The sequence below is a fragment of the Nocardiopsis sp. iso_186 genome (assembly GCF_056173365.1).
Genome location: NZ_CM149670.1, coordinates 448,718 through 466,130, shown reverse-complemented (window position 1 = coordinate 466,130; position 17,413 = coordinate 448,718). Strand labels below are relative to the sequence as shown.

Here is a 17,413-nt window from a genome sequence, read left to right as displayed (position 1 = left end):
GGTTCGCCCTCCGGGCGGGTGGAACCGATCGCCGTCGGACAACCGCGGCGGGCCGGGCCCGCCGCGGTCCGGTCAGGCCGCTCGGGCCGCGGCACGAGCTGCGGCGGGGAGTGCGGAGAGCACACGGTCCAGTGCTGCGTCGTCGTGGGCCGCGGAGAAGAACCACGCCTCGAAGGCCGCGGGCGGCAGGTAGACGCCCTGTTCCAGCATGGCGGTGAAGAAGGCCGCGAACTGCCCGGTGTTCTGGGCACGGGCCCCGTCGTAGTCGATGACCTCGGCGTCGGTGAAGAACACCGTGAACAGGCTGCCGCCGTGCTGGATACGGTGCGCCACCCCGGCTGCGGTCAGCTCCGCGGCGACAGCGGCTGACACGGTCGCGGCGGCGTGGTCGATGCGCGTATACACCTCAGGGGTGGCCCCGCGCAGCGTGGCCAACCCGGCCGCGGTGGCCAGCGGGTTCCCCGACAGCGTCCCGGCCTGGTAGACCGGTCCCCCCGGGCTGAGCTGGTCCATGAGGTCGGCACGGCCTCCGAACGCGGCGGCGGGCAGGCCGCCGCCCATCACCTTCCCGAAGGTCATGAGGTCGGGGACGACGCCCTCCAGCCCGAACCAGCCGGCCGCGCTCACCCGGAAACCGGTGAGGACCTCGTCCAGGACCAGCAGCGCACCGTGCCTGGCGGCGATCTCCTTGAGGCGGGCGTTGAAACCGGCCTGCGGCGGGACGACTCCCATGTTGGCGGGGCACGCCTCGGCGATGACGCAGGCGATCTGGTCACCGGACTCGGCGAAGACCCTCTCGACCGCGGCGATGTCGTTGTAGGGCAGCACGATGGTGTCCGCCGCGCTGGCGCCGGTGACACCGGGCGAGTCGGGCAGTGCAAAAGTGGCGACGCCGGAGCCGGCTGCGGCGAGCAGGGCGTTGACGTGGCCGTGGTAGTTCCCGGCGAACTTGACGACCTTGGGGCGTCCGGTGGCTCCGCGTGCCAGGCGGATCGCCGACATGGTCGCCTCGGTGCCGGAGTTGACGAGGCGGACCTTCTCCACGGGGGTACGGGCGACGATCTCCTCGGCCAGCTCCACCTCACCGGGGGTGGGCGCACCGTAGGAGGTGCCCTTGCCGGCGGCCTCGGCGAGCGCGGCGACGACCTCGGGGTGGGCGTGGCCGAGAATCAGCGGTCCCCACGAGCAGATCAGGTTGACGTACTCCTTCCCGTTGACGTCGGTCAGGTACGCGCCCTTGCCCGATGCCATGAACGGGGGCGTGCCCCCGACCGCTCCGAAGGCGCGGACCGGCGAATTCACCCCACCGGGGATGACGGCGCCGGCGCGTTTGAACAGCTCACGAGATGTCTGATGATTACCCACCCGTCCAGTCTCTCAGCTGCGGAGACAGCCCCGTATCGGGGACCGGTCGAGCGGCGGGCCCCGATCAACGGTGTCCCCGGCCACTTCCGCGGGCGGCCCCGGACCGGTGCCGGGCACGAGGAAGCACGATGGGTAGCGTGGCTGGGCGGGACCGCCCGGAAGCGAAGAAGGAGACCGCCATGGCCGGGAGCCCCGCCACCGCCGGCCTGATCGACGACCACGGCGACTCCATCGCCAGTTGTGCGACCCGGTTCCGTCAGTTCGGCGGGGCGTGCGTCTTTTCCGGACCCATCGAGACGGTCGCCTGCCACGAGGACAACGCACTGGTCAAGGAGCAGTCGGGGTAACCGGGTCGTGGCCGGGTGCTGGTGGTGGGCGGCTGCGGGTCGCTGCGCGGCGCGCTCATGGGGGGCACGATCGCCAAGGCGGCGGAGGCCGACGGTTGGGCCGGCGTGGTCATCAACGGGGCGGTGCGCGACGTCGCTGAGCTGTCGCCCCTGCGTCTGGGCGTCAAGGCGCCGGGGCCCGACCCCCGCACGTCCGCCACGGCCGGGAAGGGACTCGTGGGCGCCCCGGTGTTCTTCGGCGGCGTCCTCTTCTCCCGGGGCGGCCGGCTCCACAGCGACGAGGACGGCACCGTGGTGGCCGAGGAGCACCTGGGTTGACGAGGACTTCGTTTCCGATTCCGTGTCCGACCGGGCGGACGCCGTGCGCGGACGGCTCTCGTGAGGACGCGCGCCCGGGAACCGCCGTGGCCTACCGTCTCCGGGCATCGAACAGGGCGATGGGGTGTCGAGTCGTCCCCTCCACCGCGAGGTCGGCGAGGATCTCCCCGATCACCGGCACGAACTTGAAGCCGTGGCCGGAGAAGCCGCACGCCACTGTCACCTGTGGATGCTCCGGATGGAGCGACACAACGAAGTGCGCGTCGGGAGTGAGCGTGTAGGTGCACGCCGCTCCCCTGACCAGGGGGCCGGCCAGGGCCGGGATGCGAGGGCGCAGGAACGTCCGCAGCGCCTCGGCCTCGACGTCGTGGATCTCGCGGTCGAGCCGGTCCGGGTCGGCCCGATCCCCCACCGAATGGAAACCGACCTTGACCCCGCCGCCGGGGCCGTCGAGAGCGGGGAAGCCGTAGACCTCGCTCCCCGCCGACTCCTCCCAGATGTAGACGGGATGACGGGCGACGTCGAAGGCAGCCGTACCGCCCTCGGGGGCGAACCAGTACATGACCCGGCGTTCCACCCGGAGGGGGACCGCGAGCCCGGGGAGCAGCTTCGGGGCCCAGGCACCGGGTGCCACGACCAGCCGACCGGCCGTGACGACACCGTTGGGGGTGGTGACCCGCACGCCTCCCCCCTCGTCCGCGGTCCAGTGGAGTGCCGGCGTATGGAAGCGCAGCTCTGCTCCGGAGCGTTCCGCCACCATCAGGTGGGCGGTCACTGTGGCCTCCGGGCGGGCAACTCCCCCTTGGGACTCGTAGAAGGCCACCTCGTCGCTCCCCGGGGTGAAGGTCGGGAACCGGCGACGGGTCTCGACCGCGTCGAGGAGTTCGTGTTCCAGTCCCCACTCGTCGGCGCTGCGCAGGCATCCGTTGACCATCGGGCCGCCCTCCTTGCCGACCGTGAGGAAACCGGTCCGGGTGAAGACGCTCTCCCCTGCATCGCGCCCGAGCTGGTCCCATAGTTCCCGGGCCCGCAGCAGCAGCGGTACGTACTGGGGGTCCTCGGCGTAGCTCTGCCGGTAGATGCGGGAACCGCCGTGACTCGCGCCGAGGCTGTGCGCCGGACCGAACTGCTCCAGGCCGAGCACTCGCTGTCCGCGTCGGGCGAGGTGGCAGACCGCCGCGCTGCCCATACCGCCGAGGCCGATCACGATGACGTCGTATGAGGAAGGCATGACGGGACTCTACGCAGCTCAGAGCGTGGGGGCCACGTGGTTGCCCGCGAGGCGCGCGGACGACGACCGTATCCCGCGTATCCCGCGGGGTTGCCCCCTCCGCCGCTGGTGTGGCACGGCGGGGAGGCCAACGGACGATGACCGGTGCTTCTTCCCACCTCGCGATATGCGGAAGCGCTTCCCTGCCTCGGGTGGAACCGGCCGGCGCATCGTCCTCACGACTCCTTCGGGACGAACGGCTGCCCCGAAGGGGTCCGGTCAGACCGCGGCCACCTCGGCTGCCGGGACCTCGCGGGTGACCTTGGAATCCCACGGGCACCAGAAACATCCCGGCAGGAAGGCGCCGCACGCCTCATCGAGGTGGTCGTTGACGTAGTGGGGAGAGGCGTCGCACACCTCGATCGCCATCGTGAAGAACGAAATGGTGTCGGGATCGAAGTGGAAGTCCCAACGGGGGTTGTAGTCCTTTCGCTGCTTCCTGATCCTGCCCATGACATGCACGGATTCCATCTCCTCGCCGGAGACGATCCGGCGGGCCTCGGCGATTCGCGCCTCGCTGGTGAGCTTGAAGATGAACTCCGGATGGCCGTTGGCGGTGAAGGCGAAGTAGACGGGGTCGCTCATATCCGTACTCCTCGTGAAGTGTGCAAACCAGTTCTGAACAGGGATGGGGCCCCACCCAGAAATGGACGCCACCCCAAGTCGCCAATCGATTTCGGAGAGTTTTCACCCTTGGCCGGTGGACACCATCGGGCGAACTCGGCCCCGGAGGAGCGAGTGTCGAGCTCGCCCCCAGGGGACCCCCTGGCAGCCGAGCCGGGGCCGCGCGACGGCATGGCACACGGTTGTGCACCCCGCTGCGCCCGCACGGGATGCACAACGCGAACGGCCCGGTCGAAGGGCGCTGCTTCGAGCCGCGAGCGAACTCGGCGGACCGCTTCGGGCGGTCGTCCCGCACCCCGGGAGCGGGCGCCGACCGAACGGCTACTCCTCGCCCAGGATCCGGAGCGAACTCACGGCCGGAACGTCCAACTCGTAGGTCTCCCCCGCGGCCACCGCACCGATACGCCCGTCACACGCACCGTTCTCGAACAGCACAATGGTGCGGTCGGTCTTGTTGCGCACCCTGCTGGCGGAGAACTGCGAACCGTCGTCGCTGCTGTTGTAGCACTCCCCGCCCTGGGGTGCGGAGATCGTGTACTCCGTGTTGTTGAGCGGGTCCCACAGCAGGATGTCACCGTGGGCGGCCTGGGCCGGAAAGACCGTGACCAGGATCAGGGCCGCGGCGGCCGTACACATACCGAGGACGCGAGGCGCCCTGGGCCCCGTCGGACCGGTGACAGCCGGCACCTCGACCGAACGCCGGACGACCAGCGGCGGCATCCCGTCCGCAACCGGGGACGGGGCGGCCCGGCGAACCGGCGCGGACTGTTCGCGCACCGCCCGCACATCGATGGCGCGTCTCGCCGCGCCCGGGCGGATCCGTTCCCCTCGAACCCGGCGGGCCGGGCAGGCGCCCCCCGGCAACGATGCCCTGCGAAGTCTGGGGACAGAGGTCGGAGCCGCTGGAGAAAAGAGCATCGTTCGCGCTCGGGGCCCATGAGTTTTCTGCACTCTTCTTCGGCCTTCTCGTAAGGATCGGACTGAATCTGCGGACAGACCGGGCCGATGGCGCCCGATGCGGTGGGAACGCACCGCAGGACCCACCAACCACTAGATGACTCTAGGTAACCGATTATAGAGAATCACTACACAGAGTAATTACTCGCCACGCCATGCGCCCGGGCATGCGACCCGACGGCGGACGTCGGCGCATGGCATCGGACGGCTAGGATCATCGCCCATGAACGCGCCTGCGGAGAACACGATGGTGGCCGTCTCTCCGGGGCAGGTGATGCTGTCGGACCGGCGGACGCAGCGCACATGGTCAGTCGAGGTCGCGCCGTACGAACTCGGCACGTACCCGATCACCCGGGCACGCTATGCACAGGTCACCGGCCGGCAGCCGGGCACCGCACGCGGTGACCGGTTGCCGGTCGAAGGCGTTTCCTGGTGGGACGCGGTTCGGTTCTGCAACACACTGTCCCGACGCGAGGGCCTGACCCCCGTGTACGACCTGCATGCCGGTACGGAGACCGCCGGGTGGAACACCTCCGCCGACGGGTACCGGCTGCCGACCGAGGCCGAATGGGAACACGCCTGCCGGGCCGGTACGACCGGCGCACGGTACGGGGAGCTCGACGCGATCGCTTGGCACCGCCGCAACTCAACCGAACGGGCCCACTCCGTGGGCGGCAAACAGCCCAACGCGTGGGGCCTGTACGACATGCTGGGCAACGTCTGGGAATGGTGCTGGGACGTCTACGACGCGGAGGTCTACGGCACCTACCGGGTACTGCGCGGCGGCGGGTGGGCGGACGAGCACTGGAGCTGCCGGGCCTCGGTGCGCCGTCGCAGTCATCCGACCTTCCGGATCGACGACGTAGGTTTTCGCATCGCGCGTTCCCCCGTGTGCTGATACGCGACCGCCCACCACCGACGCGGTGAACGCGATGGGGCACACACCGGTGCCCCGGGGGCGTAGGAACGCGGGTTCACCTTCCCCGACTGACACGGAACGGAAGACGCGCAGAGGGTCGATCGGGCGCTCTTCGCCGGGCACCGGTAGGTGGAGAGAGCTCCCCGCGCTCGGGGGGCGTGTCCCGGGATGCGGACGCTGCTTCTTGACGTCACTCCTATGACGGGAAGCCCTGGCACCTGTGCGCTGCTTTTTAACGCCGGTGCCCGCCGGCCAGCGATCGTGAGAGGGTGACGCGACGCTCCAGGAACAGCCCCTACCCGGGGCTTTGGCCGCCTAAGCTGCGACGGGGCGGAAGTGTGGCCGGTTTTTCGTCCCTGTCGGGCGAAGCCCGTGGACCGAACCGGTCAAGAAAGGAACGTCTGCCTGTCGGGGCGGGCATCCGGAGTCGTTTCGCGAGGCTCGTCCACCCCGCCCGTTGACGGCCGACCGAGCGGTTCGCCGTTCTCCAGGTAGGCGATCGCACCTTCTGCCCGGGCCTGGACGGCATGGGTGATTCGGCGGGCCAGGCGGGGCGTGGTCCGTTCGTGGAGCACGGCGACGTCGTGGAAGCCGTAACCGGTCAGCTCGACCTGGTCGAGGACCACGGCGTCGAGATGATCCTGTGCCAGTCGCCCGCCGTCGAAAATGAACAGCTGCTTGTCCCCCTCCACGCGACTGGGCGCCCAGTCGATGGCGAGCAGCCGACCGATGGGCGGTTCGATTCCCAGTTCCTCCTGGACCTCCCTGGCGGCCGCGCGGCTCGGCGTCTCCCCGTGCTCGATGTAGCCGCCGGGAAGGTCACGGTGGTTCTTGTAGGAGGGGACCACCAGCATCACGTGCCCCTGCCCGTCGAAGAACAGCACGCCGGCCGCTGCTCGGGGGCGGGAGAAGGACTCCGTGGGATCAGCGCTCATCCGCCCGACCCTAGTAGCGGCACCGGGCCAGGGTCCATCTCCGAGCGTTCGGGGTTCACCGCGGCCGACCGGAACGCGACCGTCCGCGGTCCTGACGAGATCCCCGCCGGCAGTGCTCGGCTCCTCGGTGTCCCGAGCCCTGTGGTGACATCGGCCGGGGCGCTCACCTGCCCTCGATGCCGATGACGGTGCCGAACGGGTCCACGATCTGGGCGATGCGGCGTCCCGGCCGCACATCGAGAGGGCCCCGGTGGCGGGTGCAGCCCACTGCCAGCAATGACTCCAGCGCCTGCTCCAGATCTCCTTCCACGGCCCAGTAGACGACCGGACTGGCACCGCGGGGGTTGCGCTCGTCGTCGGCGGGGTGGAAACCGTACTCGACCCCGCCGAGCTCGATCCACGCGTAGACCGCCCCGTGCGGCGCCACATCGCGGTGCACGGTGACACCCAGGACATCGGCCCACCACCGGGCGGACACGTCGGGGTCATCGGCGAAGACCATCACGGCGGCGACACGGCGGAAAACGAGCACGGACCCTCCTTGACCAGACGGGCGAAAGGCACCGCACGCCATCGCGTCCTCTCCTGCTCGGCACGACTTTCCCGAACCACCATCGGTACTGCCGGAAGTCGGTACTGCCGGAAGTCGGTGCCATGTGGCCCGCAGAGGGGGCATCCCTGCGGGCCACGCCGGCCGGGCGCTACGTGGCGGTTCCCTCCGGAACGCGGGAGCGGATGCTCGTGGGCGCCACGCCGCCCTGTCTCTCGGGCCGCTTTCACTGTCGCCGGGCATACACCTGTCAGAAGTCGAAGACCGGGTCCGTCGCCGACCACAACACACAGGCGTTGGGGTACGTCCTGGTCCAGTCAACGGAACGCCCGCGGTGCTCGCCGACTGCGGTGGCGGTAACGGGGTCGTACTCCTTGGTACAGGGCCGCGGCCTGCCCGGCAGCGCATCGAGGTCGCCACGGGCCCGGTCCAGCGCCGCGCAGGCCGCTTCCGCGTTGGGGTGGTCCCCGCCCCTGCCCGATTCGCAGTCCAGATCGACCCCGCGGATCCACGTGTCGTTGGAGCCGGAAACCGTGAGGAAAAGCCCCGGCCCCACCGGGGCTGCGCTCGCCGACTGCACAACCACGAGTGGACCGGCCAGTACCGCGGCGACCAGTGAGGCACCGGCGATCCGCCGGGCAAAGGTGCGAGCGATCATGGGACCATCATCACCCAGCAGCACGTCTATGCAGGTCAAGACACGCGGAGCTGCAATCATGGAGGTGGGTTGCGCCGGAGCGCCGGTGATCGCTCAGTGCCCGGCCGCAGCACCGCCGAACCGACCGAAACGACCGGTTGGGCCACCGAACCAGGCCGCGCCGGAGGGGTGGATGCTGCGAACGGTCGCGGACAGCGCGCCCGCATCCCGCGACCGTTCGCCTCGCGTGGCCACGCCCCCGGCAGAGTGTCGGCCACTGCGTCCCCATCGTCACAGGCGTGCGCCCTTCCCCCCAGATGCGCCAGTCACGAAAACCCGATGACATCTGTCACCGCGTGGCGGCAGGCAGCCACTGCACCGCTCGTCGGTTCCGGCATCGGTGAACGGTCGAGCAGGGCGTCGAACGATCCGGCATACGTGCGCGCAGCCGTGCCCGACGCACGGCCCGGCACTCATTGCGGCCGTCAGGGCAGTCGGGCCGGACGGTGACCACGACCCGCCTCAGCCGTCCTGCCCCGGCCCTCGCGGATCGTCGTGCTGCCCCCCGATCACGTCGCGGCCCGCCCGTGCCACCCGCTGATCGAGGTGATCGCCACGGTAAGCGGTGGCGGCGACTCCACCGTGGATGGTGCGGGCCTGCACCGCGATCCCCGACACGTCACCCGTGATCGTGTTCGCGACCCCGCTCTCTTCCGCGCGGGGGGCGAGCTCCTCCAGGAGAGCGCGCAATTCCTGGACCGCCTCGGGGTTGTCGGTGAGCAGGCGCCGCAGCTTCGGCTTCCACTCGCCCACGACCTCCTCCGCCAGCTCCGGGCCGGCAAGCGCATCGAGGCGGGAGCGTTCCAGCTCCGCGACCACGCCCGTGGCGGCACGGCCGAACAGGCCCGCGAAGCGGTCCCGTACGGCCTCCCAGCCGTCGGTGATCATGGCCTGTACCAACGTCGTGGCCGCGCTCGCCGCCAGTGTCACCGCTATCGGGTCCATTTCGCCTCCTCAACCGATCCGATCCCGCGCCGAGTAGCACCAGGATTGACGGACAGGCCAGGATAGTTCTCCCCGCTCGGCCGCCGCTTGCTCCGGCCGCAATCGGCCACTTTCCCCACCTGGGGCGTCGGAGCCGCGACGGCCCCGACCCGACGGTAGAGCGGACGGGGCGGCCCTGATCGAACGGCTCGGACCGCCCGGTTCCACCGAACCGTTCTGCGAGCGAGCGCCCGGGGCCTGTCCAAGGCGTCGGACCTCACGATCGGCGTGTCCGCGCCATCGCCGTCCGAGTCGAGGCCCTGGGGAAGGAGTTCGTGACCTGAGCGGCCCCGGCTCCGGGGAAGCCTGTTCGACGATGGCCGCACCACTCCCGTGGTACCTCCCGCGCAGATGGGAACCACCTTTGCGAACCGTCGGGCAACCTTTCCCTTTGGGCCGCATCCGGCCAAAAAGGGACGCCGGACCGGCCGTCCGGGAAAGTACCCGGTCAACCGGCAGTTGCCCGCGCTGCCCCGGCCCGCAGGGAGCACCGTGTCAACGAGGCTCGCACTCATCCGTTATCTCGCCCGCGACATCTACCTCGACCCCAACGAAGACGACCTCGGATTCAGTCGCCATCCCGGGCTCTGGGACGAATTGCGCACGACCCCTGAAGGGCGGCGTCGCAGCATCAGCCGAGGCGAACTCCAGTGCCAGGGATGCGTCTCCATCGGCCGCGCCTCACCCTGGGTCCATCTGCGCGAACAACGCGACGGCAGTCGGCAGATCGTGCACCACGGCTCTGCCGAGGGCCCCTGCCATGAACCCGAAAGCGACGAGCACAAGGCGTGGAAGGAACGGGTGGCGGCAGATGCCCAGCGCGCCGGATACAGCGTGGATGTCGAAGCCACAGCCGCTCGCCGCGCCCCCACATCCGATGTCGTGGTGCACGGCGACGGTCTGGACCTGGGCTGGAGGATTCAGCTGAGTCGCCTGCGGCGAGCGACGGTCGTCCGGCACGCCGGTCTCGCCCGCCGGGATGGGCTCACCCCTTCCTGGCTGACCACCGACGGCCGGTCGCCCCTCGTCAACCGGGTGCCCTGGACCCTGGCCAACGACATGCCCTGGCAGACCGTCCTGCGTGACCGTTCCCTGCGGGTGGCGGGAGGCGTGTACCGGCTTCGCTACCCGCTGTGCAAGGACCTCGGCGGCGTCTGCCCCGATCCAGTACCCGGACGCCTGACTGTCAACTGCGGTAAACGACACTCCCACTGGGAGGCGGTACGCCTGCTCGTGGAGGAACTGGTGGGTGCGACCGCCGGCGGCGTCTACGTTCCCATGGCCATCCCAACCCCCGACGGCGGCGTCGTACGACGCTGGGTACCGGCTTCCGACCGCGAACGCTACGCACACGCCATCAAGAAACCCTGTACCGAGGAGACCTTGTCCCCTGCGTTCCCCGGAAGGGTGCCCCACCCCCGTACCCCGGACCGGGAGAACTGGAACGACTCCCCCCTGCACACCCCCGGGCAGGACCGGCGAACCGCACCGCGCCGCGGGAGCACACCTCTCTGCGAACCGCGCCTGCCCGTGCACACGATAAGCGCACAGTCGGCCACCACGACCGCCCTGCTCACCCAGGACGGCTGCCTCCACGGGTGCGCCGGCCCCGCTCGCCTCTACCTGGGCGGATGGCGCTGCCCGGCCCACGCTCCCCGATCGTGACCGTCCCGGTCACGATCGTCTGGCCTCCGGGGTGGATCGGGTCGGCAGGAATCCGGAGAGCACGACGGCCACCAGCCCCGCGAGCGGGACGACCACCAGGCCGTAGCGCAGTGCGGTCGCGTCGGCGACGAGTCCCACCACGGGCGGGGAGAGCAGGAAACCGAGCCGCATCAGCCAACTCAACATCGTCAGACCGCTGCCGGAGCGCAGACCGGGGAGTTGGTCCGCGGTGTGCATGGCCGCGGGCGCCAGGGTGGCGATCCCGAGACCGGCCAGCCCGAAGCCGATGATCGTGCCCCCGATGGTGGGAAAGACCAGGGCAAGCCCCATCCCGAGGGCGGTGGTCGCTCCGCCGACCCTGGCGACGGCCCGTTGGCCGAACCGGTCCACCAGGCCGTCGCCGATGATGCGGCCCACGAACTGCATTCCGGCGAGCGCCACGAAACCCAGTGCGGCGACCGTCGGGGCCGCCCCCAGAGACCCCGACAGGTAGAGGGCTGCCCACGTGCCTCCTGAGTCCTCCACGAGAGAACCGCTGACCGCGATCATGCCGAGGGCCAACAGGATCGCGTAGGTGCCCAGGCGCGCGGCTGCGCGGGTCCCGGAGGCGGCCTCGTCCTGTACGGCCGCCTCCCCTTCGACGCGCGTGGGCTCGGGCCCGGCGAGCAGGAACCGGTAACACAGGAGGTTGACGAGGGAGAAGACGAGCGCGGAGGCGGCCAGGTGCAGCCCCGGAGGGATGCCCAGGCCGGCGGCCGCTCCGCCCATCAGCCCCCCGAGCATGGCCCCCACACTCCAGATCGCGTGGAAGGAGTTGAGGATCGAGCGGCCGTAGCGACGCTGCACGCGCAACCCGTGGGAGTTCTGGGCGACGTCGGCGACCGAGTCCAGTGCACCGACCATGAACAGCGCCGCGCCCAGGAGGACCAGCATCGGCGAGACCCCGGCCAGGAGGACGCACACGCTCGACGCCACCATGCAGGCCACCGCCACGCGGGAGGAACGAAAACGCCTGATCAGCATCCCGGCCAGCAAACCGGAGGAGAGAGCGCCCAACGGACCGGCGGCCACGGCCAGCCCGAACTCGGCGTTGGTCGGCTCCAGACTCGCCACGATCGCCGGGTAGCGCGGGATCAGGTTGGCGGGCACCGCCCCGTTGGTGAGGAAGAGCAGTGCCACGGCGATTCGGGCACGACGGTCCTCCGGGGCCACCGGGACGGGGGATGCACTGATGGTCGCAGTCATAAGGGTGCGTCTGTCTTCACGGGGACACAAAAGGGCGTGCGAGCAAGGGGCGGCACGGGGAAGAGCCGGCTCGGAGACCGTCGGCTCCGAGGGTTCCCGGGGAAAACGAACTTCCAATGTACGATCGTACGTCAGAAGAGTACGATCGTACATATGAAGGACTACTTCGCGGGGGACCCCCGAACCAACCGTGAACGCATGCTCGCCGGCGACCTCTACATCGCCGACGACCCCGACATCGCCCGGGAATCGCAGCGGGCCGTGCGACTGGCCGCCGAGTATCTGGCCGCCTCTGTCCAGAACCCCGAAACCGCGCGCCCGATCCTCGTCGAACTCCTCGGCTTCCTCGGTGAGGAGGCCGTCATCAGGCCCCCACTGGCCGTGGACTACGGCAGCTACATCTCCGTGGGCGCGCGCACCTTCATCAACTTCAACTTCACCGCCCTGGACGTCGCGCCGATCACGATCGGCGAGGACTGCCAGATCGGCCCGAACGTGCAGTTGCTGACGCCCACGCATCCCGTTGAACCGCAGCAGCGACGTGACAAACTTGAGGCAGCCGAGCCGATCGTGATCGGCGACAACGTGTGGCTCGGCGGCGGGGTGATCGTCCTGCCCGGAGTCACGATCGGGGACAACAGCGTCGTCGGCGCGGGCGCAGTCGTGACCAAGGACATCCCCGCCGACGTGGTCGCCGTCGGCAACCCGGCACGGGTGATCCGGTCGATCTAGGAGGCGGCAGTGGCGACCAGGCGGGTGGACCCCGAGCGGCGGGACCGGATCATCGCCGCCGCCACCTCGCTGATCGCCGAGGTGGGGGTCGCAGGGACCTCACACCGCAAGGTCGCCGCCCGGGCCGACGTGCCTCTCGGGTCCATGACCTACCACTTCGAGAACATGGACGAGCTGCTGCGCGAGGTCTTCACCCGATTCTCGATCACGATCAGCGACCGGTTCGAGAAGCGCCTCTTCGCGGCCACCACCCCGGACGAGGCCCGGCGCGCGGTCGCGGACCTCGTCCACCAGGACCTCGCGGACTCACCGCGCGACCTCGTACTGACCCACGAGCTCTACACCCTGGCCGCGCGCGATCCCGCATACCGCCAGCTCACACGATCGTGGATGCACCGCAGCAGGAACGCCCTCGAACAGCACTTCGATCCGCTGACCGCACGACAGGTGGACGCGCTGATCGAGGGTCTGGTCATCCATCGGGCGCTGGAGACCGAACCCCACGATCGCGCACTGACCGTCAACGCGATCGCGCGCCTGACCGCTGGTACGGGGGAACGGCTCACGGAGAGTTGATCGGGGCCGGTTCCAACGGACGGCCACCGGGTCGCCTCCCCGGTACGCGGCGGCCTCCGGAAGGCACAACGGGGCCCTGTCGCCAGATCCCGGGGACACGAAAAGCGCGGCGGACCGGTTCGCGCCGCTCGCGGCCGTGTTGTACCGATGGAACCCGACACGTGTCCGGTCTCCCGCGCGCAACAGGCCCGACGGTACCTACCGCGCGGCACCGGCCCCTTCCGAAAGGACGCAGCTGTGCCGCACGCGACGAGCCCGGACGGGACCCGCATCGCCTACCAGCCCAGGGGTGAGGGCGCACCGCTCGTCCTGCTGGCGGGGCAGGCGAACAACCACCACTGGTGGGACGACGTCCGCGACGACTTCCCCGATCACCGCACCGTCACGCTCGACTACCGCGGCACCGGGGAGAGCGACAAACCCGACGCGCCCTACAGCACCGAAGGCTTCGCCGAAGACGTGGTAGCGGTGCTGGACGACCTCGGTGTCGAACGGGCTGACGTCTACGGCACGTCGATGGGTGGACGCGTCGCCCAGAAGCTCGCGGCCCGCCATCCCGACCGGGTCCGCTCCCTCGTACTGGGCTGCACGTCGCCCGGCGGCCGGCACAGCGTCGAACGCGACAACGAGGTGCGCAGGTCGCTGGCGGGGACGGACCCGACCGCGACCAGGTGGGCCCTGCTCGAACTGATGTACACACCGGCCTGGCTGGCGACCCACCCGGGCCCCTACCCGACCCTCGGTGACCCCGACATGCCGCCACACGCCAAACGTCGGCACCTGGTGGCCAGCAACCAGCACGACGCGTGGGACGCACTGCCCGCCGTCTCGGCACCCACCCTGGTGGTGCACGGAACCGACGACCTGCTCAACCCTGCCGCGAACGCGTACCTGATCGCGGACCGCATCCCCGGCGCCCGGCTCGAACTGATCCCCGGAGCGCGGCACGCCTACTTCGAGGAGTTCCGTGCCGTCGCGAGCCCACTCGTGCTGGCGTTCCTTGCCGAAGCGGCCCTCCGGCCCTAGGACAACTCCAGGGGCGCGACGGACGAGGAGCGACCCGTAGAACTGCGGCCCGGCGGCCGGGGAGGTCTCCGGCCGTGTGGCGGACTGGGCCTCCCAAGGACGCGCCGTCGATCCTTTGACCTGCTGAGATACCGAATCCTCCTGGCCGCAGCAGCTTGAGGCGGAGCGCACGCGGGCGCCGGCCCCGGGCTCCGTCCGTCCAGGACCGATGGGGCCGGACCGCTCGTCGCGCTGTTTCGCGGAGGCTGGGCCGATGGGGACTTCGCGGTGGATCAGGAAGCGGGGGTGATCCCCACGAGTGGCACCACCTCGGCCTCGACGTTCGGGGCCCTCGTGGACGACTGGGACCCGGTGCTTCGGCCCACGCGGGGCGACGCGCTCCCCCGGGCGCGTCCCACCTGTGAGCAAGGGACCTGGGCGGAGCGACTGCCCGCGTTGGTCGGCATCGCGCCCCGGCGTGGCACTCCCGCACGTTCGTCACCGGCGTGGGGCGATGGTCCCGGCCGACGCTCGATCGACAACAATCACGCAGGGTCGTCAAGCCATCAGCGTGGCGGCCTGACCTGGACAGCACGGGGACACTGAGCAGGCACGGCGCCCTTGCGCGTGCCCGCCCGGCGTTGTTCGGCGCCGGACACACCGACCAGGGCGTGTGGCACCGTCCCAAAATCTGACGAAGATCAGCTCCAGCGGTGACCGATACCGGCAACTGGAAGATTTCTAACGCTTGGCCCCGTTATGGTCCGATATGTCGGCGCGACACAACGTCGCCCCCCATCCCCCTTCAGGAGAACCCATTGCAGCCCCAATCCCCCTACCCCCAGCCCGGCGGTCAGCCCAAGAAGAAGTCCCCACTGCTGTGGGGGTGCCTCGGTTGCAGTGGCCTGCTCGTCCTGTTTCTGATCATCGGCGGTATCGGTGCCGCACTGACCAGCGGTGGCGGCGGCGAGGCCACCGGCGGTTCGGCCTCGGAGTCCGTGGAACCGGCCGCTGACGGCGCAGCCGACGACGCGGTCGAGGAACAGGAGGGCCCGGTCACGCTGGAGGCGCAGGCGGCCGAGTTCGTGCCGAGCGTTCTCGCCGACGGCAGCGACTACACGAGCGTCCAGGTCACGGTGACCAACAACGGTGAGGAATCGGTGGAGGTCAACCCGTTGTTGTTCTCCATCACCGACGACAGCGGCACCAAGCACTCCACCGCCGGCGGCCTGGGCATGGCGGAAGGCCAGATCGACACCCTCACGCTCGACGCCGGCGAGAACGCCACCGGAGTGGTCACCGCGAAGGGTTCATTCGTTCCCGCCTCGGTGGAGTTCGCTGAGGGCTTGTTCGGCGACAACACCATCAAGGCCTCCGTGCAGTAGCCCCGGCGGACACCGACTCCTTCCCGGTTCGCTCCTCGGCCCGTCCCGACCAGGAAATACCGATCGCGGGCGGGACGGACGCCCGGCCGAGGGCGGGGAAGCGGCGGTGTCCTTCCTAGCGTTGCCGGCCGCTGTGGAGTCGATCCACCACCCGGTTGTGCAGGAGTTCGTACTCCATGCGCAACCGGGTGATTCTGGGCGGCCGAGGGATGACGCGTCCCCCGGTGACGACTTCCTCCGAACGAAACTGTTCGCGGGTGAGATCGATCTCCACCCCCATCCCCAGGCTGTTCCACCAGTGGTAGTCCGTCTGTTCTCCCCCGACCCGGACCTCTCCGCGGATCAGCGCACCGCCGAGCAGGTCGTTGAGCACAAGGGCGGTCACACCGCACTGGTTGCGGGCCGGATTGTCCCTGCTCCAGTACGGCCGAAAATCCGGTGTGCACGTATCGGCGTCCCAACTGGCGCGCACGGCACGCTCGATGTCGGCGAGGAGCAACGGGATCTGCATGGCGGCCATCATCGCAGCGGACGTCACCGCCCGGCCGCCGTCACCCGGGGAGAGTCCAGGCCGGAGGCGCAACCGCCCCCTGCGCCTCACCAGGCCGGGACCACCAGGAGAGCGCGCCACGGAACCGGCGGGCGACTCACCTTCCGACCTCCACCGCCAGGATGGTCTGCCCGGGAATGCGGTCGGAACCCGTGTGGGAGCGGGCCCGGCAACGACGGCAGGTCACCGGCTCGGACACGGCGCGCAGGCGCAACGGGTCGGCGGTGGCGTGGCAGGCCACACCGGGGACCGGGAGGCCCGCCCACATCTGGGTGGTGAGCGCGTGCACCACGCGGGCATCGCCGATCACGGCGCCGTGGGCGTCGGCGAGGTCCTCGCGGACCCTCCTGAGCTGGGCCACCAGGTGCTCGACGACCGGGTCGTCAACAGTGACCAGGGGTGGCTGGGAGTGCACGGGGAGAGGCATACCCCAAGTGTGCCCGCCTCCGCGGACAGGACCACGCGGCCACGCGCGCAAGCGCCGTGTCCGACGCGCGTCATGACGATCGTCCCTCGGCAGCGGCCGGGCACCGGCGCCGAAGAAGTGGGATCACGCCTCGTAGACGTCGGCGAGAAGGCTCAGCGCGGCGATCGGGTCCGGCAGGACCGGTGGCGTAGCGCCCAGGACGAAGGCCGAACGGATCCAGGTCACCTCACCGTTGCCGGGAAGAACCGACCCCGGGGCCGGAACATAGCTGTCACGGCAGTGCCAGCGCAGACCGGGCGAGTCGTCGACGGTCTCGGGGACGCAGTCCAGACTGCAGGACCACCACTCGTCCTCGTCAACGGGTGATCGGGTGGCGACGAAGAACAGCGTGCGCAGACCGCCCACCGAGGCGACCGGCCCCGGGGCGAACCCGTGATGGGCGTCCATCCTGGCCAGGGCGAGCGTGCCCGTGTCGGCGGGGACGTCCAGGACGTCGAAGACCCGGCCGGTCGCCAAGATGATGTTGGCGTCGGGTTCGATCTTCCACCAGCGTTCCAGGACGGCGGCGTCAGTGGTGGCCTCGGTCGCCCAGGCAGCCGACATCGGGTGCACTCCGGGGTCCGGACAGCCCATGCGATCGCAGGTACACGAGCGGGGGCCGACCCGATCGGGGGACGCACCCCGGCACACCGGCCAGCCCAGAGCCGCATACTCCTGGGCCGACGCGAGCATGCCGCCCGGTTCCTGACGCTTGCGCCGTTTACGCCTACCGCTCAAAACGTCGGCCACTGGATATCCCCCTCGCGGTCGTGCCCGTCGGCTGACGCTCCGTGAGTGGAACCGGCTGGGCCGGGTGCACAGA

At 70.1% G+C, this 17,413-nt stretch carries 18 protein-coding genes and 1 pseudogene; 7 read left to right on the top strand and 12 right to left on the bottom strand.

All coding sequences use genetic code 11. The features are described 5' to 3' along the window. Positions 1 to 72: 72 nt before the first annotated feature. Positions 73 to 1,365 carry a glutamate-1-semialdehyde 2,1-aminomutase gene (gene hemL / locus AC0VYP_RS02125; protein WP_475472218.1) on the bottom strand — a complete coding sequence of 431 codons (1,293 nt, stop codon included), beginning with the start codon at positions 1,363 to 1,365 and terminating at the stop codon, positions 73 to 75. A gap of 179 nt (positions 1,366 to 1,544) precedes the next feature. Here hemL and rraA point away from each other — a divergent pair. Next, a pseudogene (rraA, locus tag AC0VYP_RS02120) lies at positions 1,545 to 2,030 on the top strand (ribonuclease E activity regulator RraA). 91 nt (positions 2,031 to 2,121) lie between these two features. Here rraA and solA read toward each other — a convergent pair. From solA to AC0VYP_RS02105, 3 genes are all read right to left on the bottom strand, one after another. Next, positions 2,122 to 3,261 carry an N-methyl-L-tryptophan oxidase gene (gene solA / locus AC0VYP_RS02115; protein WP_475472217.1) on the bottom strand — a complete coding sequence of 380 codons (1,140 nt, stop codon included), beginning with the start codon at positions 3,259 to 3,261 and terminating at the stop codon, positions 2,122 to 2,124. A gap of 258 nt (positions 3,262 to 3,519) precedes the next feature. Further along, positions 3,520 to 3,885, bottom strand: coding sequence for a BP74-related protein (locus AC0VYP_RS02110; RefSeq protein ID WP_475472216.1), 366 nt, complete (start codon positions 3,883 to 3,885; stop codon positions 3,520 to 3,522). A gap of 360 nt (positions 3,886 to 4,245) precedes the next feature. Further along, positions 4,246 to 4,701 carry a hypothetical protein gene (locus tag AC0VYP_RS02105; protein ID WP_475472215.1) on the bottom strand — a complete coding sequence of 152 codons (456 nt, stop codon included), beginning with the start codon at positions 4,699 to 4,701 and terminating at the stop codon, positions 4,246 to 4,248. A gap of 403 nt (positions 4,702 to 5,104) precedes the next feature. Here AC0VYP_RS02105 and AC0VYP_RS02100 point away from each other — a divergent pair, with 403 nt between their 5' ends. Continuing rightward, positions 5,105 to 5,779: a formylglycine-generating enzyme family protein gene (locus tag AC0VYP_RS02100; RefSeq protein ID WP_285760662.1), complete on the top strand. Its 675-nt coding sequence runs from the start codon at positions 5,105 to 5,107 to the stop codon at positions 5,777 to 5,779. A 407-nt stretch (positions 5,780 to 6,186) separates the two neighbouring features. Here AC0VYP_RS02100 and AC0VYP_RS02095 read toward each other — a convergent pair whose 3' ends face one another. The 4 genes from AC0VYP_RS02095 to AC0VYP_RS02080 all read right to left on the bottom strand — a co-directional run bounded on the left by AC0VYP_RS02095 (position 6,187) and on the right by AC0VYP_RS02080 (position 8,927). Next, a complete protein-coding gene (locus AC0VYP_RS02095) occupies positions 6,187 to 6,735 on the bottom strand; it encodes an NUDIX domain-containing protein (protein ID WP_285760661.1) in 549 nt (182 codons plus the stop codon). 163 nt (positions 6,736 to 6,898) lie between these two features. Then, positions 6,899 to 7,267, bottom strand: a complete 369-nt coding sequence (locus AC0VYP_RS02090; protein WP_475472214.1) for a VOC family protein — start codon at positions 7,265 to 7,267, stop codon at positions 6,899 to 6,901. Positions 7,268 to 7,535: 268 nt separating this feature from the next. Continuing rightward, positions 7,536 to 7,943, bottom strand: a complete 408-nt coding sequence (locus tag AC0VYP_RS02085) for an SSI family serine proteinase inhibitor (protein ID WP_285760659.1) — start codon at positions 7,941 to 7,943, stop codon at positions 7,536 to 7,538. Between the two features lie 501 nt (positions 7,944 to 8,444). Next, entirely contained in the window at positions 8,445 to 8,927 is a 483-nt protein-coding gene (locus AC0VYP_RS02080; protein WP_285760658.1) for a hypothetical protein, read from the bottom strand. A gap of 531 nt (positions 8,928 to 9,458) precedes the next feature. Between AC0VYP_RS02080 and AC0VYP_RS02075 the strand changes: the two genes are divergently transcribed. Beyond that, entirely contained in the window at positions 9,459 to 10,631 is a 1,173-nt protein-coding gene (locus tag AC0VYP_RS02075; RefSeq protein WP_475472213.1) for a hypothetical protein, read from the top strand. 9 nt (positions 10,632 to 10,640) lie between these two features. Here the strand turns inward: AC0VYP_RS02075 and AC0VYP_RS02070 are convergent, their stop codons facing one another. After that, a complete protein-coding gene (locus AC0VYP_RS02070; protein WP_285760655.1) occupies positions 10,641 to 11,876 on the bottom strand; it encodes an MFS transporter in 1,236 nt (411 codons plus the stop codon). Between the two features lie 153 nt (positions 11,877 to 12,029). On the opposite strand from AC0VYP_RS02070, the gene AC0VYP_RS02065 reads away from it, so the two are divergent. The 4 genes from AC0VYP_RS02065 (at position 12,030) to AC0VYP_RS02050 (ending at position 15,574) form a co-directional block, all read left to right on the top strand. Next, entirely contained in the window at positions 12,030 to 12,608 is a 579-nt protein-coding gene (locus AC0VYP_RS02065) for a sugar O-acetyltransferase (RefSeq protein WP_285760653.1), read from the top strand. Positions 12,609 to 12,617: 9 nt separating this feature from the next. Continuing rightward, positions 12,618 to 13,184, top strand: a complete 567-nt coding sequence (locus AC0VYP_RS02060) for a TetR/AcrR family transcriptional regulator (RefSeq protein WP_475472212.1) — start codon at positions 12,618 to 12,620, stop codon at positions 13,182 to 13,184. Between the two features lie 237 nt (positions 13,185 to 13,421). Then, positions 13,422 to 14,210 (top strand): alpha/beta fold hydrolase, encoded by a 789-nt coding sequence (locus tag AC0VYP_RS02055; protein WP_285760651.1) that lies wholly within the window; start codon positions 13,422 to 13,424, stop codon positions 14,208 to 14,210. A gap of 797 nt (positions 14,211 to 15,007) precedes the next feature. Then, a complete protein-coding gene (locus AC0VYP_RS02050; protein WP_285760650.1) occupies positions 15,008 to 15,574 on the top strand; it encodes a DUF4352 domain-containing protein in 567 nt (188 codons plus the stop codon). A gap of 115 nt (positions 15,575 to 15,689) precedes the next feature. Here AC0VYP_RS02050 and AC0VYP_RS02045 read toward each other — a convergent pair whose 3' ends face one another. From AC0VYP_RS02045 to AC0VYP_RS02035, 3 genes are all read right to left on the bottom strand, one after another. Further along, positions 15,690 to 16,085, bottom strand: coding sequence for a YunG family protein (locus AC0VYP_RS02045; protein WP_285760649.1), 396 nt, complete (start codon positions 16,083 to 16,085; stop codon positions 15,690 to 15,692). Between the two features lie 136 nt (positions 16,086 to 16,221). Beyond that, entirely contained in the window at positions 16,222 to 16,551 is a 330-nt protein-coding gene (locus AC0VYP_RS02040) for a hypothetical protein (RefSeq protein WP_285760648.1), read from the bottom strand. Between the two features lie 123 nt (positions 16,552 to 16,674). Next, entirely contained in the window at positions 16,675 to 17,340 is a 666-nt protein-coding gene (locus tag AC0VYP_RS02035) for a bifunctional DNA primase/polymerase (RefSeq protein ID WP_475472211.1), read from the bottom strand. Positions 17,341 to 17,413 lie beyond the last annotated feature (73 nt).

Excerpts from the sequence above, each read along its gene's own strand:
- solA (WP_475472217.1), bottom strand. The coding sequence starts at position 3,261 with ATGCCTTCCTCATACGACGTCATCGTGATCGGCCTCGGCGGTATGGGC.
- AC0VYP_RS02110 (WP_475472216.1), bottom strand. The coding sequence starts at position 3,885 with ATGAGCGACCCCGTCTACTTCGCCTTCACCGCCAACGGCCATCCGGAG.
- AC0VYP_RS02100 (WP_285760662.1), top strand. The coding sequence starts at position 5,105 with ATGAACGCGCCTGCGGAGAACACGATGGTGGCCGTCTCTCCGGGGCAG.
- AC0VYP_RS02095 (WP_285760661.1), bottom strand. The coding sequence starts at position 6,735 with ATGAGCGCTGATCCCACGGAGTCCTTCTCCCGCCCCCGAGCAGCGGCC.
- AC0VYP_RS02085 (WP_285760659.1), bottom strand. The coding sequence starts at position 7,943 with ATGATCGCTCGCACCTTTGCCCGGCGGATCGCCGGTGCCTCACTGGTC.
- AC0VYP_RS02080 (WP_285760658.1), bottom strand. The coding sequence starts at position 8,927 with ATGGACCCGATAGCGGTGACACTGGCGGCGAGCGCGGCCACGACGTTG.
- AC0VYP_RS02070 (WP_285760655.1), bottom strand. The coding sequence starts at position 11,876 with ATGACTGCGACCATCAGTGCATCCCCCGTCCCGGTGGCCCCGGAGGAC.
- AC0VYP_RS02065 (WP_285760653.1), top strand. The coding sequence starts at position 12,030 with ATGAAGGACTACTTCGCGGGGGACCCCCGAACCAACCGTGAACGCATG.
- AC0VYP_RS02045 (WP_285760649.1), bottom strand. The coding sequence starts at position 16,085 with ATGCAGATCCCGTTGCTCCTCGCCGACATCGAGCGTGCCGTGCGCGCC.
- AC0VYP_RS02040 (WP_285760648.1), bottom strand. The coding sequence starts at position 16,551 with ATGCCTCTCCCCGTGCACTCCCAGCCACCCCTGGTCACTGTTGACGAC.